The organism is Nocardia sp. PLKS1-43, from assembly GCF_059510335.1.
Window position 1 is genome coordinate 781181 of sequence record NZ_JCAJZQ010000001.1, and the last position, 15404, is coordinate 796584.

Genomic DNA, 15404 nt, shown 5'->3' on the forward strand with positions numbered 1-15404 from the left:
GCAGAATTACCACAAGGCCGAACGGCGCCCGACCACACCGACACAGTTGCGGCGCCACGGGTCCCGCAGCGGTCCGCACGATGGCGAACAGGTGCGGCCGATCGCGGGATATCGCCGACCAGTGGCGAGTCCTCCAACTCCTGGAGGGCTTCCTCGGCGGCGGCCTCGGTTGGGGCGGTGTAGATGGCTTTCAGCAGCGGAATCATTGCGGGTAGTCCGTTTTCGACGCGAACCGCAGGCTGGCCCGCATGAGGTGCGCACAACAGGTTTGGACCGTGGTCTGCGGCCATGTCGCAGTGATCGCATCCGGCAACCCGGTCAGCCCATCGCGGCAGATCAGTACATCGGTGATACCGCGGTTGCGCAGCTCAGCCAGAACACTGGCCCAGAATCGTGCTCCCTCACCGGAATCGACGGGCCCGATCCACAACCCCAGCACATGCTTGCGACCGTCCAGATCGACTCCGACGGCCAGGTAGACAGGCCGGTTCGAGACGGCACCGTCACGGATCTTGGCTCTGTCGCACTCTTCGTGATGGTCAGTTCCCTTGTAGCAGTGTGCGTTTGCGGAGCAGGTCGAGGTTGGCTCGGCCGAACATCTGTCGTTTCAGCATCTTTATGCGGTTGACGTGGCCTTCGACGGGCCCGGAGCTGTATGACAGAGTCAGGCCGTTGCGGACGGCGTCGATGTCGCGGCGCAGGTTGCGGGCGAACGAGGCGATGGCCGTGAGCGAGTCCTTTTCGACGGTGCTGATCCAGGCGTCGAGGTGGTCGCCTTCGAGCCGGGTCATCATGACCGCGAACTCTTTGACGTGGCCGGTGAGCCGGTTCAGATCCTTGCTGATCTTTCGGATCTTCGCCAGAGCGGCGGCGTCCTTCTGTTCGAGGTTGTCGGGATCGGACATTATCCAGCGAGTGAGCTCGCGGACCGAGGGCGGTCGCGGTGGCGGCACGGCGATTTGGCTTGTGCCAGTGCGGTATCGGCGCAGGTAGCGTTGAACCTGCTGTTCGGTGCCGGTGTATCCCATCGGGGTGATCTCCCGAGTGAGCTCGGCGGCGTTGCGGATCCCGTCGTTCCAGCGCCGATGCAGGTGTTCGTAGTAGTTGTCCAGGATGCTCGAGCGCTGCTGGTTCTTTGCGATCACCGGATCCGCGGTTGGGGCGTTGGCGAACTTCCGCACCGTCGCTGGATGCAAACCCAACTCACGACCTATCGCAGATTTGCTGAGACCCTGCCGCAGCAGCCGGTGAACAGCGGCGTGATGCTGCCGTATGCGGGTGACGACTTTCAACTCGCGGTGGTGGACGGTCGGGGGCTTTCGGTCGGAATGTTGCGAGTCTGCCTGTGCTGCCAGGGCAGCGGCAAGGTCGCGGCGGGCCGCGGACACGTCCTTCTCGACGGCTTGGCCGAGGTTCTGCCAGAGATGGAACCTGTCGGCGACCTGCAGTGCATCCGGGGCTCCCTGCCGGATTCCCTCGGCATAACCCCCAGCTCGGTCTCGACAGACGATCTGCGGCCGTGGTCGCTGCCTGAGCCAAGCGGCCAGGGCATCACCGTCGCGGCCCGCGATCAGATCGACCGGGCGTCGTGTCTCGAGATCGATCATGACGGTGCCGTAGCGGTGTCCACGACGGGTGGCGAAGTCGTCGACGCCGAGCACCGTGATCGTGCCGATCGGCGGGTCCGGTAGTCGGCGGACCAACCGCAGCAATGTGTCGCGACCGGCAGATAACCCCAGACAAGCTGCCAGTCGCGCACCGGCGCGACCGGCCAGCGCCAACCCGATCGCGATCAGCATCGACCTGGACTGATCAGTTCGCCGCGACCACTTCCCGGTAAGTCCATCGACCTGCTCAGCGAAAGTCCTTGCCGTGCAATCGCTGTTCGGACAGAAGAACCGTCGCACGACCAAGTGCAGGATCACCACCCGCCCGGCGACTGCCGCATCAACCAGCCGACGTTGATAGCGGGAATGCACACGCGCAGAAACGGTTCCGCATCCAGGACACCGACCAGCGGCAGCGGCCACCACGGCCTCGACAACTACCCTCTCACCGTCACTGCGAACATCACCAATCACCAGATCACCCAAGTGTGGCAACAACTTCCGAACAAGATCACCCGAACACGCCCGCCAGGATTACCAGCCGCGGCCAGGATCCCACACCAACACGCCGAACCCGACCATCACGAAGAGTGCGACAGAGCCCGGATCTTCACCCACAGCGCATCGATATAGACGATCGGCCGTAGCGCCTTCCGCCTGATCCAGGCAAGCATCCCGGCTCTGGAGCGCGCGGGCGCCGAGCGCGGCAAAGCGCTCATAGTGAACGTCAGCTCTATCAACGCGCTCGAGAACCCCCCAACGTGGATGGGCACAACGAACCCATACCATCGTCGCCGCCGACGCGGTCGGCCGAGAGACGGGGCGTCGAACAGTCGCGGCAACCGATGTCGGGCACGATGAGGTGATCTGCATGGGCGCGCGAACGATGGCCGGGACCAGCCTCGCCTGCAACGCCAGTCAAGCGCGATAGGCATGAGCGGCGCCGCGGGCGGTCACGCCGCCGGCGCCGTCGAGGCACACGCGGCGATATACCGCGCGATCCCCGAGGGCGACGGCGCCGCCTGGATGGGACCGTCGAGGACGCCGGTGCCGGAGCGGCCACCGGGCCTAGAGTCTGACGAGTCCCCGGGTACGAAGATCCTCCCAGAGGCCGTCGGGGATCGGCTGGCGATAGAGTTCGACATTGCGCACGACCTGTTCTCTATGGCGCATGCCCAGCGTGACGTTGACGGTGTTCGGATGGGTATACGGGAAGGCGATCGCGGCGGCTGGCAGCGTTGTGCCATGTCGTTCGCAGATCTCGGCGATCGCCTGGGCGCGAACGACCAGATTTGGCGGCGCGGCCCGATAGTCGTACTTCAGCCCCTCGGTGGGGCGATCGCGCGAGAGCAGGCCCGAGTTGAACACGCCGACCGCGACCACGCTCTTGCCGAGTTCGCGCGCGACCGGCAGGACGTCGTCGAGTGCCGACTGGTCGAGCAGTGTGTAGCGCCCGGCCAGCATCACCACATCCGCCGTGGTCTCCCGCAGGAAGCGGGCCAGCATCGCCGACTGGTTCATTCCGGCGCCGATCGCGCCGACCACACCCTGGGCGCGCAGTTCCGCCAGTGCGGGCATCGCCTCGTCGGCGGCCTGCCGCCAGAACTCGTCAGGGTCGTGCAGGTAGACGATGTCCAGGCGGTCCAGGCCCGTGCGCGCCAGGGTGGCATCGATCGAGCGGAGCACCCCGTCCCGGCTGAAGTCCCACTGTCTGCGCAGGTCATCCGGCACGGCGAAGCCCTCGCCGTCGGTCCCACGCGGTCGCTCATTGGGTACCAGCAGCCGGCCGACCTTCGACGACACGACGAATTCGTCGCGCGGGCGGTCCCGCAGGGCCGCGCCCAGGCGGCGCTCCGAAAGGCCCAGACCGTAATGCGGTGCGGTGTCGAAGTATCGGATACCCGATTCCCAGGCCGCGTCGACCGCGCCCTCCGCGTCGCGGTCGGGGGTGGCCGTATACAGATTGCCGATGCCGGACGCCCCGAAGCCGAGCCCGGTGAGTTCGACCTGTGTGCCCGTGACCCGCCGGCGTCCGATGGTCGGATGAATCAACGTACGACTCCTCGATTATGTTGTCGATCACCGGCTTACGGTCGCGGAGCCGCCCGCCATGAGCGCCTCGACCTCGGCCTGTGAGGCCATCGCGGTGTCGCCGGGCGTGGTCATGGCGAGCGCTCCGTATGCCGTGCCGTACGCGAGGGCGCGCTCCAGTCGCGGCCGGTCGACCGAATCCGGATCCGCGCCGTCACCGGTCATCAGGCCGTAGATCAGGCCGGCCGCGAAGGCATCGCCCGAACCGATGCGGTCCAGGACGTGCAGCCCGGCCATCTCGGGACCGCGGAGGAACCCCGCCCCTGCGGACCACGCGGCGGACGACCAGTCGTTCACCCCGGCCGACGGCACCGCTCGCACGGTCGTCGCGAGCACGCGCGCCCGCGGCACCCGCTGGGCAACCTCGGCGAGCGCGTCCCGCACCCCGGCGGCGTCGACGGCCTCCGCGCCGGGATACGGTCCGGCCAGCCCCAGCGCACCGACGACCACATCGGCGTGCGGAGCCAAACGCAGGTCCACCTCGCGGGCCCGCTGGGGTCCGCCCCGACCGACCCACAGACTGGCTCGATAGTTCGGGTCGTACGACACCGTGACGCCCCGGCGCCGGGCGGCCGTCATCGCCTCCAGCGCGACCTCCGCCGTCGTATCCGAGAGGCCGGCGAAGATCCCGCCCGTGTGAAACCAGCGTAGGCCGGGGGAAACACCTTCTCCCAGTTGATATCTCCCGGGCGTAATTGCGAGACCGCCGTGTGGGATCGGTCGCTGACACCCAGCGCGCCGCGAATGCCGAAGCCGCGTTCGACGAAATTGAGGCCGTTGCGCACCCCGTGGCTGGGCACGTCGGGTACCCACCGGATCGCGGACGTGTCGACACCGCCCTGCAGGATCAGGTCCTCGACGAGCCGGCCCACGGCGTTGTCGGCGAGGGCGGTCACGACGGCTGCGCGCAGGCCGAAACAGCGGCGCAGACCGCGTACGACGTTGTATTCGCCGCCGCCCTCCCAGATCTGGAAGTGCCGGGCGGTGCGGATCCGCCCCTCGCCCGGATCGAAGCGGAGCATCACCTCGCCGAGGGCTAAGACCTCGGTCGTCATCTGCCCAGCCACCCGCCGTCCACGGGCAGCACGGCGCCGTGGATGTACGCGGCCGCGTCCGAGGCCAGGAAGACCGCGGCGCCGGCCATATCGTCGGCGCTGCCCCAGCGCCCGGCCGGGATACGGTCCAAGATCGCCCGGCTGCGCGGCGGATCGTCCCGCAGGGCCTGCGTGTTGTCGGTCGCGATGTAGCCCGGGGCGATCGCGTTGACATTGACTCCGTGCGGGGCCCACTCGTTGGCCAGGGCCTTGGTCAGGCCCGCGATACCGTGTTTGGCGGCGGTGTACCCGGGAACGGCGATACCGCCCTGGAAGCTGAGCAGCGATGCGGTGAAGATGATCTTCCCCCGGCCGCGCGCGATCATGGCGGCGCCGACGGCGCGTGACAGGGCGAACTGGGCGGTGAGATCGACCTGCAGGACCAGGTCCCAGTCCGCGTCCGAGTGCTCGGCCGCCGCGGCGCGGCGAATCGTGCCCGCGTTGTTGACCAGGATGTCCACTGGCCGTTCACGTCCGGCGAGATCGGCGGCCAGCGCCCGGACCGCGGCGGGGTCGGCGAAATCGGTCCGTATCGCCTCGAAGGAACGGCCCGTGCCGCGGACATCGGCCTCCACCTCGCTGCCCGACGTCTCCAGGTTCGCGCTGACGCCGATGACGTCCGCGCCCGCCTCTGCGAGCCCGCGGGCCACCGCCCGCCCGATGCCGCGGCGGGCACCGGTGACGACGGCCAGCCGGCCGGTTAGATCGAAGATGGTCATGCGGTGCCCTTCTGCGCATGCCCGCGGGGCCCGACGTGGTTACGCAGGCTGCCTCCTCCGGGCCCTGACTCGGTCATGCGGACGTCTCCTGCCCGCCGGCGCCGCAGTCCACGAGAATTTTCATCACGTCCCCGCCGGCCTCCAGCGCCGCGAAGGCCGCGGGCACCTCGCCGAGCGGCACCACCCGGCTGATCAGCAGCTCCGCGGGAATGGTCCCGTCCGTCAACAGCTCAACCGCGCGCTCGAAGTCGGAACGCTCGTACAACCGGGCGCCGACGAGGGTGAGCTCGCGCCAGAAGAACCGGTGCAGGTCGACCTCACGGCGCGCGGAATGGATCGCCACCAGGCACAGCCGGCCGCGCACCCCCAGTACCGCCACGGCGGTGTCGACGCCGGCCGCCGCACCGGACACCTCGAACGCGACCTCCGCGCCCGCCTCGCCGGTCCACTGCCGCACCAGGTCGGGCACATCAACGGCGGCGGGATCCCAAGCGGTCAGGCCCATTTTTTCGGCCAGCGCCCGCCGGTGCCCGGACAGCTCCACCACCCGGACCTCGGCACCTGCCGCCCGGGTGACCAGGGCGATCAGTATGCCGACCGGTCCGCCGCCGACCACGACCACCCGGTCGCCTCGCCGCACCCCGGCGCGTCCCACATCGTGCACCGCGACGGCGGTGGGCTCGACGAGCGCCGCCCGATCCAGGGCCAGGGAGCCGGGCAACCGGATCAGGGTCGCGGCCGGCACGATCCACCGCTGCTGCATCGCGCCCGGTGAGTCGATGCCGATGAAGTCGAGATGCTGGCAGATGTGCCGCTGCCCGGCACGGCAGGCCGGACAGGTATCGTCCCAGCGCAACGGCATGACGGTCACCGCATCGCCCGGTGCCCACTCGGATACGCCCGGCCCGACACGCACGACACGGCCCGACATCTCGTGCCCCAGCACGGCGGGTGCATCGACCCGCGCGTCCATATCGCCGTGGTAGATGTGCAAGTCGGTACCGCAGATGCCGACGTATGCGGGGGCCAACTCGACCTCACCGGGACCGGGTGAGGGCGCGTCGACCGGAACGGTGTCCAGCGTCCGCGCGGCTATGTATCGAACGGCGAGTGTCATCGTCTTCCTGATGTCTTTCAGTGCGAACGCCTATGAGCGGCAACAGATTCGCAAAAATACGGGTGCGGTGGGGCAAGCGTCTCCCCCCGGGGCGTCGTGTCAGGCCCGAGCGGTCCATACGGGTCCGTCCGGGTAGGCGTACTCCTTGAGGGATGCCGGGTGCATCTGCGCGCCGAGCCCGGCCAACAGCGGTGCGCGATAGTGTCCGTCCTCGATGCGCACCGGGTCGACGAAGTGTTCGTGCAGGTGGTCGACGTATTCGAGGACGCGGTCCTCGACCGTGCCCGAGACCGCGACATAGTCGAACATGGACAGGTGCTGCACCATCTCGCACAGCCCGACACCGCCGGCGTGCGGGCAGACCGGCACTCCGAATTTCGCCGCGAGCAGCAGGATGGCGATGTTCTCGTTGACCCCGCCGACCCGTGCCGCGTCGATCTGCACGATATCGACCGCGCCCGCCTCCAGCAGCTGTTTGAACACGACTCGGTTGGCGACGTGCTCACCGGTCGCGACTTTGATCGGACGCAGGGCCGCGCGCACGGCGGCGTGGCCGAGAATGTCGTCGGGCGAGGTGGGCTCCTCGATCCAGTACGGCCGGTAGAGCGCCAACTCGCCCATCCAGTCGATCGCCTCTCGCACCTCCCATCGCTGGTTGGCGTCCACGGCGATCCGGATGTCGTCGCCGACCGCCGCGCGGGCCGTGCGCATCCGCCGGATGTCGTCCTCGAGCGAGGCTCCGACCTTCAGCTTGATCTGGGTGAAGCCGTCGGCGACAGCCTCGCAGGCGAGCCGGGCCAGCTTGTCGTCCGAGTAGCCGAGCCAGCCCGGGGTGGTCGTATAGGCGGGGTATCCGCGCGCCAGCAGGCGGGCGATGCGCTCGTCCCGGCCCTGCCCGCCGCGCCGTAGGATGTCCAGCGCCTCCTCGGGGGTGAGGGCGTCGGAGAGCCAGCGGAAGTCGACCTGAGCGACGAGTTCCTCGGGCGACATCTCGCCGAGCAGCCGCCACACCGGCTTACCGGCGCGCTTGCCGGCCAGGTCCCAGGCGGCGTTGACGACCGCGCCGGTCGCCATGTGGATGACTCCCTTTTCGGGTCCCAGCCAGCGCAGCTGCGGATCGTGGACGAGGCTGCGCGAGAATGCGCCGAGATCCGCGCAGACCTCCGCGACGGACCGCCCCACCACGTGCGGCGCCAGTGCCGCGATGGCGGCAGCCTGCACGTCGTTGCCGCGACCGGTGGTGAAGGCCAGCGCATGGCCCTCCAACCCGTCGGTGGCGTCGGTGCGCAGGATGACGTAGGCGGCCGAGTAGTCCGGTTCGGGATTCATCGCGTCGGAGCCGTCCAGATGTTCGGACGTCGGGAAACGCACATCGAGAACGTCCAGCGCCGTGATTCTGGCGGATTGGGGTGAAACGGGGGACATGGACAACGACTCCTACTGGATCGGGCCGGAAAGCGTTCCGCCCGAAGCGGATACGGACGGGGACACGGGGGGATTCGCCGAACTCACTCCTGGACCTTGCCGCCCGTGATGCGCGAGATGGTGAGCGCGATGAGGATGATGAGTCCGTTCAGGGCGCCGATCCATTGGGCGGGTACACCGCCGAGGGTGAGCACGTTCTGGATCATGAACAGCAGCAGGATGCCGCTGAAGGCTCCGAACATGGTGCCCTTGCCGCCATTGAGGCTGATGCCGCCGATGACCGCGGCGGCGAAGACGGTGAAGATGTAGCCGTTGCCCTGCGCGGAGGCGACCGAGGCGAGACGCCCGGACAGCAGCAGGCCGGCGAGGGCGGCGAGCACGCTGCCGGTGATGATCACGATCCACAGCACCCGATCGGTGCGGATGCCGGCGGCCTTGGCCGCATCGACGCTGCCGCCGATCGCGTACAGCGAGCGCCCGAAGCTGGTCCAGCCGAGCACGACGATGGCAACGGCGAACAGCGCCAGACAGATCCAGATGGAGGCCGGAACCCCGAGCCAGACTGCGGTGCCCGGGTAGAGCATCGACGGCGGCAACTGAAAGAAGGTCTGTCCGCCGGAGATGCCGGTCAGCACGCCACGTAGGACGATCAGCATGCCGAGGGTGACGATGAACCCGTTCAGGCCGAAGCGGACGATCAGCAGGGCGTTGATCACGCCGACGAGCGCGCCCACGGCGAGGGTGACCGGGACGGCCCAGCCTCCGGGGAGCAACCCGAGTCCGTGGCCGGCGCCCGCCGGGACGACCAGCCAGGCCGCGACACCGGGCGCGAGGCCCATGGTCGACTCCATCGACAGGTCCATCTTCTTGACGATCAGGATCATCGTCTGCGCCAGGACCAGCAGTGCCATCTCGGACATGGTCTGCAGCACGTTGATGAGATTGTCCGGCTGCAGGAAGACCGGATTGATGATCTGCCCGACGATCGCAATCGCCACGATGGCGGGGACGAGCGCGAGGTCGCGCAGGCGCGCCACGGGAATCCGGCCGCCGAGCAAACCGGGCGTTTTGACCGCCGGGGGGTTGCTCGCGGGAGCGGGTGCGTTCTCTAAATCGCTGTCAGGCACGGTGCTCGGCATCAAGTGTCACTCCTTCCATCGCGGCGACGAGCTCGTGGTCGTGCCAGCCGCGGGGCATTTCTGTGGTCAAGCGGCCCTGGAACATCACCAGGACGCGGTCGCATATGCGCAGGTCGTCGAGTTCATCCGAGGCGATGAGCACGCCGGTGCCGCTCGTCGCCGTTTCCTCGACCTTGCTGAGAAGAAAATCCTTGGATCGGACGTCCACGCCGGCGGTCGGGTTGATCAGGACCAGCAGCCGGGGATCGTCGGCCAGGGCGCGGGCCATCACGACCTTTTGCTGGTTGCCGCCGGACAGCGCCGAGACGGGCAGCTCGGGGCCCGGCGTCTTGATCTGGAGTCTCCTGATGATGTCGCCGGCCAGCAGGTCCCGGCGTCGGCGGCTGATGAACCCGCCTCTACCGAGCCTGCCGGGCACGGACAGCGTGGCGTTGTCCGCAATCGACATGTCGGGCACGAAACCCTGGTGGTGCCGGTCCTGGGGGACGAAGCCGGCGCCCGCGGCAAGCGCGGTCGGCACGCTGCCCGGCTGTGGCCGCTTCCCCGCGATCTCCACTTCGCCGCCGTCGGCGGCGCGCAGCCCCACCACGGTCTCGGCGACCTCGGTGCGCGCGCTGCCCGCCGCGCCCGCGAGTCCGACGATCTCTCCGGCGCCCACCTCGAAGGAGATGTCGGCGTACGAACCGCCGTGCAGGTCCCTGACCCGCAGGGCAGCGGGCGCCCGGGCATCCAGGGTGCTCGTCCGCTCACTCGCCCGGTTCGCCGCCGCCTCCCCGGTCATGGCGGCGACGAGTTCGGTGCGGGACAGCTCCGCGACCGGGGCGGTCACGATGTGCCGGGCATCGCGGAACACCGTGACCATGTCGCAGATCTCGTAGATCTCCTCCAGGTGGTGGCTGATGAACAGGAAGGTCACGCCCTGGGACTGCAGATCGCGGATCCGTCCGAAGAGCCGGTTGATCGCGGCCGCGTCGAGCTGAGCCGTCGGTTCGTCGAGGATGATGAAGCGGGCGCCGAAGGACAGCGCGCGGGCGATCTCGACGAACTGGCGCTGTTCGACGCTCAGGTCGACCGACAGGGTCTGCGGATCGACGTCCACCGACCAGGCCGACAGCAGGTCCCGGGCGCGGCGGCGGGTGCCCCGCCAGTCGATCAGGCGGGCGCCGTTGTGGTCGTACCGGTTCAGGAAGAGGTTTTCGGCGACGGTCAGCGTGGGAATGATCGTCGACTTCTGGTAGACGCACGCGACGCGCCGCCGCCAGCCGTCACGGTCCGCCAATCGCGGCGCCGGGGCGCCGGCGAAGGTCACCGCACCCTCGTCCGGGGCCTGTAGTCCGGTGAGCACGCTCACCAGGGTCGATTTACCGGCCCCGTTGCGGCCCACGAGTGCGTGGGTCTCCCCGGGCCGGATGGTGATCCGGGCGCCGTCCAGGGCCACCGTCGGGCCGAATCGCTTGACGATGCCCGTCGCCTCGACGACGGGCGGGGCCGGTGGAATCTGCCCGTCGTCCATCGACGCGGGCACGGGGCGGTTCGGTTGTTCCCCGTCGCTCATCTCTCTCGCCTTGCTGTTGATCGATTGTCGCCGGTTACGGCCGGGCCGGACGGTCCCTATCCGGCGTTGCCCCACAGAGAGGTGTCGGTGCTCTTCACGCTCGGAACCCCGTCGTAGGCGCCGCCATCAGCGGTGACCAGCGGCGCGGCCAACTGGTCCTCCAGCAGGCCGGCCCGGACCTGGACGATCGTGCTGTCGTGGTCCGTTTTGCCGGGCTGGAAGGTCTTTCCGTCGATCGCGGCCTTCAGGTAGAACAGGGCATACTTGGCGAACAGGTCGGCGGGCTGGGAGACGGTCGCGTCGATGCTGCCGCCGGCGATGTCGTGGAGTTCCTCGGGAATGCCGTCGTTGGAGACCACGAACACGTGCTTGGGGTCGGTCGGCGGGACGGCCAGACCGCGTTGTTTCAACAGCTGCAGCGTGCCGGCGAGGGCGAAGCTGGACTGCATGTAGACGCCCTTGACGTCGGGATCGGCTGTCAGATCCGTCTGCAGCTTCTGCGCGGCGACGGCGCCGTCCCAGTTGGTGGCCTCGCCGATCACCTTGATGCCGGGGTAGTTCGCGCTCATGCACTGGTTGAACGCCTCGGTGCGGTCGCGGCCGTTGATCGAGTCGAGGCCGCCCTCGAGCATCACGACCTTGCCCTTACCGCCGAGTTTGGCGCCGAGGAACTTGCAAGCCTTCTCGCCGTAGGCGCGGTTGTCGGCCCGGACGACCATGAAGACGTTGCCGTTGTCGGGGCGGGTATCGACGGTGACGACCGGGATCTTCTTGGCCGACAGCTGCGTGAGGGTCGGCGCGATGGCGGCGGTGTCCTGTGGGGCCATCACGACGCCCTTGACGCCCTGGCTGATGAAGGTCTGCACGTTCGCGGTCAGCTTGGCGACGTCGTTCTGCGAATTGGTCGTCTTCAACGAGAGCCCGAGCTGCTTGGCGAACTGTGGCGTGTACTTGATGTAGGAGTTCCAGAAGTCGGTGTCCGAACGCGGGTAGTCGACCCCTGCCACCGGTTCGCCGTTCGAGGACGTTCCGGAGCTGCCGCATGCGCTGAGCAGTCCCACCACCGAGAGGACGGCGGCGGTGACGCAGAGAGCGGTTCTGAATCTCATGGGTATTTCTTCCTCGCACTGGTCTGGGAGCAGGAGATGTTCCGCCTCGGAAGACATCCGCTCCCCTCATCGTTGAGATGGGATGTATGTATACGCCATCCGCGGACCACGCGGCCGCACTTTGAGAGAAGAGATTGCAAATTGCCAGCTCCGACGAGTTAGGTTGGCTCGCATCGAACGCTATAGAGTTGACAACATCCCATCAATTTATAGAGATCCATCCTTCAACATGGGATGTCCTGCTAGGCTCCGGCCGTATGGAGGACCGATGTCACTGACCGACCAGGCCATCGCGCGTATCCGCGAGCTGATACTCACCGGCGAGCTCACACCCGGCGCGAAGCTGCCGCCCGAGCCGCAGTTGGCCGCCGATCTGGGCCTGTCCAGGAATCTGATGCGGGAGGCCGTCAGGGCATTGGTCGTCGCGAACGTACTCGAGATCCGGCGCGGCGACGGCACCTATGTGACGAGCCTCGATCCCGAGGTCCTGTTCGAAGGGCTGGGCGCGGCGGTCGAACTGCTGCACGGCGATACACTCCTGGAGTTGACCGAGGTCCGCAGGCTGTTCGAGCCGGTGGCCACTGGCCTGGCCGCCGCCCACATCACCGCCCGGGAGCTGGCGGTCGTGGAAGGTCATCTGATCGCCATGCGCGACGCCAGCGACGACGTCGAGCTCCTGAACCATCACGACGCGGCGTTTCACCGGGCGGTCGTCGCGGCGACCCACAACGCGACCCTGGCCACCTTGCTGGACGGCATCTCGGGACGCACGCTCCGCGCGAGGATCTGGCGGGGGTTGGTCGACGACGACGCTGCCGGGCGCACGCTGCACGAACACGAGGCCATCTACGCCGCGCTCGCCGCCGGTAACCCGGCACTTGCCCAGGCCGCGGCTCTCATCCATGTCAGTACCACCGAGCAGTGGCTCATCGAGCACCTGCGCGAGACGTCGGACAGTGAGGCGCCGAAATCGTGAGAATCGATGCCCACCAACACTTCTGGGACCTGTCCCGGCGGCCGCAGCAGTGGCTCGACGGACCGGAGGCGACCCCTATCCGGCGCAATTTCGCCCCCGCCGATCTCGCCCCCGAGGCGCTGCGCGCCCACGTCGATGCGACGATCCTGGTCCAGGTCCTGCCAGACGTCACCGAAACGCGGGAGTTCCTGGCCACGGCCGCGGCGACCGAGCTCGTCGCGGGCGTGGTCGGCTGGGCGGACCTGACCGACCCGGAATTGCCCGCGACGCTCGCCGATCTGCGCGGCGGGCGAGGCGGCGAGCTGCTGGTAGGAATCCGACACCTGGTTCAGGCCGAACCCGATAAGAACTGGCTGAATCGGCCGGATGTGCGGCGCGGGTTGAGCGCGGTGGCCGCGGCCGGTCTCGCATACGACCTGCTGACGCTGCCTCATCAGCTGCCCGCGGCGATAGCAACCGTGCGGGCACTGCCCGAGCTGACCTTCGTGCTGAATCATCTATCCAAGCCCCCGATCGCAACCGGCGAATCGGAACCCTGGGCTACCCTCGTCACCGAACTCGCCGCGGAGCCGAACGTCCATTGCAAGCTGTCCGGCATGGTAACGGAGGCGAAAAGGCCTTGGCGTCCGGAAGATCTACGTCCATACGCGGACAAGGCAATCGATGCGTTCGGACCGAGCCGTATCATGTTCGGCTCCGACTGGCCCGTCTGCCTCCTGGCCGCGTCCTACGCACAGATCGCCGCCACCGCACGGGAGCTGACCCGGCACCTCGCCCCTGCCGAACAAGCCGACATTTTCGGCGGAACCGCGTGCCGCGTCTACCGCCTCGACGCCGACGGTCCGATAACGGGCCGAGCGAGACCGAGCGGACCGGCTCGGCCCAACTGTTCACCACCATCCCCGTCGACGCCGGCCACCCATTCGGGTTCCGGATAATCGTGATGCCACGATGATCGGCCGGGCGAGGAAGGGCTGATGGCCAGTCCGGCTTGCCCGCGGCGGCCTGGCCGGATTTCGACGCCGCGTCGACCGTCTCGAGGGAAGCGTGAGCGACTCGGGTTGCAGGGCCAGCGAAGGTATCGACGACACGGTCGGGCTCGGCGCCCATCCCGGGCGGATCATTGCCGCGCCGAGGATTCGAATCCGTGGGCAGCAAGGGCGGACATCAGGGTGGCCCGATCGGCGAAGTGATGGTGGGGCACCGGGACTGAGGCCGGCCTCGCGGGCAACCTTACACAAGCTCACCGCGCCCAGACCCTCGGACTCGATCAACTCCAGGGAAGCGCTCGGGATCGGTCACAAAGGCAGCGCTGGCGGCTCCCCGATCGTGGGGCGGCCAGGTCGCGGACAGCGGCGAAGTTGTCCAGGTTTGCGCCCGGTCAGGTGGAGGCACGGACGGTGAGCGACACCGGCAGCACCATCCGCTCGCCCGGGACCTGCTGGCCGGTGGTCAGCCGCAGCAGGATCGCCACCATCGCGCGGATCTGTTCCCGGGGATCCTGATGCACCGACGTCAGCGGCGGTGTCGTTGCCGGGGCGAGGGTCGGGTGATCGTCGAAACCGATCACGGCCACGTCGGCGGGGACCCGACGGCCGGCCGCGGCCAGCGCCCGCAGCGCACCGGCGGCCATGGGGTCGCTGGCGGCGAACACCGCGTCGAGTTCGGGGGCGCGGTCGAGCAGCCGGCGCATCGCCTCCTCGCCCCCGGCGATCGTGAAGTCCCCGGACTCGACCAGATTCCGCCCCCGCACCCCGCGATCGCGCATTGCGGCGCGCCAGCCGGCCAGTCGGTCGGCGGCGGCGGGATGCTCGGCCGGGCCGGACACCGTCGCGATCCGGTGGCGACCCTGGTCGACGAGGTGATCGACCGCGAGCCGGGCGCCGGCAGCGTTGTCGAAGTCGACCACGTGCTGGGCCCGCCGGCCGCTGTGCGTGCGGCCACCGAACACCACCGGGATCCGCAGCGTGCCCAGCGCGCCGGGCAGGAGGTCACCGCGGTGCGGGGCGAACACCAATGCGCCGTCGACGTGGCCACCGTCGAGGAAGCTGACCACGCGCGGCACATCGGCGTGGTTGTCGACGAACATCACCAGCAATTGCCCACCGTGCGCGGACAATTCGGCGTAGGCGGCGCGGATCACCGCACCGAAGTACGGGTCGTCGAGCACCTTCGCCTCCGGCTCCGACAACACCAGCGCGATTGCCCCGGTGCGGCGAGTGACCAGCGACCGGGCCGCCAGATTGGTGGTGTAGCCCAGCCGGGCGGCCGCGGCGAGCACCGCGTCGCGCGCCGGGGCGCTGACGTAGGCGTCGTTGTTGAGGGCCCGCGATGCCGTGGACCGCGAGACCCCGGCGTAGGCGGCAACGTCCTCGAGCGTGGGCCGGTTGGGCCCAGGCCGAGCAGGCACTCGTTTCACCTCCCGCCGATCGGACCGTCAACGCTCTCGAGGTTACACATCTCTGAGAGCGCTTCCATAGCTAATTCTTCGCCACTTCGACCCGATTAATAGGCCCTTGACAGGGATTTGAGAGCAGAGTCACACTCTCATCCATCTCTGAGAGCGCTCCCA

13 protein-coding genes and 1 pseudogene are annotated in these 15404 nt (G+C 68.4%); 2 read left to right on the top strand and 12 right to left on the bottom strand.

The window, feature by feature from the left end; translation table 11 throughout:
* Positions 1-90: 90 nt before the first annotated feature.
* The 11 genes and pseudogenes from AC5WS7_RS03720 to AC5WS7_RS03770 all read right to left on the bottom strand — a co-directional run.
* Positions 91-514: pseudogene (locus AC5WS7_RS03720) on the bottom strand (transposase); the annotation flags it as partial.
* Positions 515-539: 25 nt separating this feature from the next.
* Complete coding sequence (locus tag AC5WS7_RS03725) at positions 540-2081, bottom strand: ISL3 family transposase (protein ID WP_495952894.1); 1542 nt, start codon at positions 2079-2081, stop codon at positions 540-542.
* Positions 2082-2675: 594 nt separating this feature from the next.
* A complete protein-coding gene (locus AC5WS7_RS03730) occupies positions 2676-3659 on the bottom strand; it encodes an aldo/keto reductase (RefSeq protein ID WP_495952895.1) in 984 nt (327 codons plus the stop codon).
* Between the two features lie 27 nt (positions 3660-3686).
* Entirely contained in the window at positions 3687-4277 is a 591-nt protein-coding gene (locus AC5WS7_RS03735; RefSeq protein WP_495952896.1) for a PfkB family carbohydrate kinase, read from the bottom strand.
* On the bottom strand, positions 4274-4753 hold the full coding sequence (locus AC5WS7_RS03740) for a carbohydrate kinase family protein (protein WP_495952897.1): 480 nt from the start codon (positions 4751-4753) through the stop codon (positions 4274-4276). The genes AC5WS7_RS03735 and AC5WS7_RS03740 overlap by 4 nt, the downstream gene beginning before the upstream one ends.
* The gene (locus tag AC5WS7_RS03745; protein ID WP_495952898.1) at positions 4750-5511 is read right to left on the bottom strand and encodes an SDR family oxidoreductase; all 762 of its coding nucleotides are present in this window, start codon (positions 5509-5511) and stop codon (positions 4750-4752) included. Before AC5WS7_RS03745 ends, AC5WS7_RS03740 begins: the two co-directional genes overlap by 4 nt.
* 73 nt (positions 5512-5584) lie before the next feature.
* The gene (locus tag AC5WS7_RS03750; protein ID WP_495952899.1) at positions 5585-6628 is read right to left on the bottom strand and encodes a zinc-dependent alcohol dehydrogenase; all 1044 of its coding nucleotides are present in this window, start codon (positions 6626-6628) and stop codon (positions 5585-5587) included.
* 99 nt (positions 6629-6727) lie between these two features.
* On the bottom strand, positions 6728-8053 hold the full coding sequence (locus AC5WS7_RS03755; RefSeq protein ID WP_495952900.1) for an enolase C-terminal domain-like protein: 1326 nt from the start codon (positions 8051-8053) through the stop codon (positions 6728-6730).
* Between the two features lie 83 nt (positions 8054-8136).
* Positions 8137-9192 carry an ABC transporter permease gene (locus AC5WS7_RS03760; protein ID WP_495952901.1) on the bottom strand — a complete coding sequence of 352 codons (1056 nt, stop codon included), beginning with the start codon at positions 9190-9192 and terminating at the stop codon, positions 8137-8139.
* Positions 9173-10747, bottom strand: coding sequence for a sugar ABC transporter ATP-binding protein (locus AC5WS7_RS03765; protein ID WP_495952902.1), 1575 nt, complete (start codon positions 10745-10747; stop codon positions 9173-9175). Before AC5WS7_RS03765 ends, AC5WS7_RS03760 begins: the two co-directional genes overlap by 20 nt.
* 56 nt (positions 10748-10803) lie before the next feature.
* Positions 10804-11856, bottom strand: coding sequence for a sugar ABC transporter substrate-binding protein (locus tag AC5WS7_RS03770; RefSeq protein ID WP_495952903.1), 1053 nt, complete (start codon positions 11854-11856; stop codon positions 10804-10806).
* A gap of 268 nt (positions 11857-12124) precedes the next feature.
* Here AC5WS7_RS03770 and AC5WS7_RS03775 point away from each other — a divergent pair, with 268 nt between their 5' ends.
* Positions 12125-12832, top strand: a complete 708-nt coding sequence (locus AC5WS7_RS03775) for a FadR/GntR family transcriptional regulator (protein ID WP_495952904.1) — start codon at positions 12125-12127, stop codon at positions 12830-12832.
* Complete coding sequence (locus tag AC5WS7_RS03780; protein WP_495952905.1) at positions 12829-13770, top strand: amidohydrolase family protein; 942 nt, start codon at positions 12829-12831, stop codon at positions 13768-13770. Before AC5WS7_RS03775 ends, AC5WS7_RS03780 begins: the two co-directional genes overlap by 4 nt.
* 443 nt (positions 13771-14213) lie before the next feature.
* On the opposite strand, the gene AC5WS7_RS03785 is transcribed toward AC5WS7_RS03780, so the two are convergent.
* Positions 14214-15242, bottom strand: a complete 1029-nt coding sequence (locus AC5WS7_RS03785) for a LacI family DNA-binding transcriptional regulator (protein WP_495952906.1) — start codon at positions 15240-15242, stop codon at positions 14214-14216.
* Positions 15243-15404 lie beyond the last annotated feature (162 nt).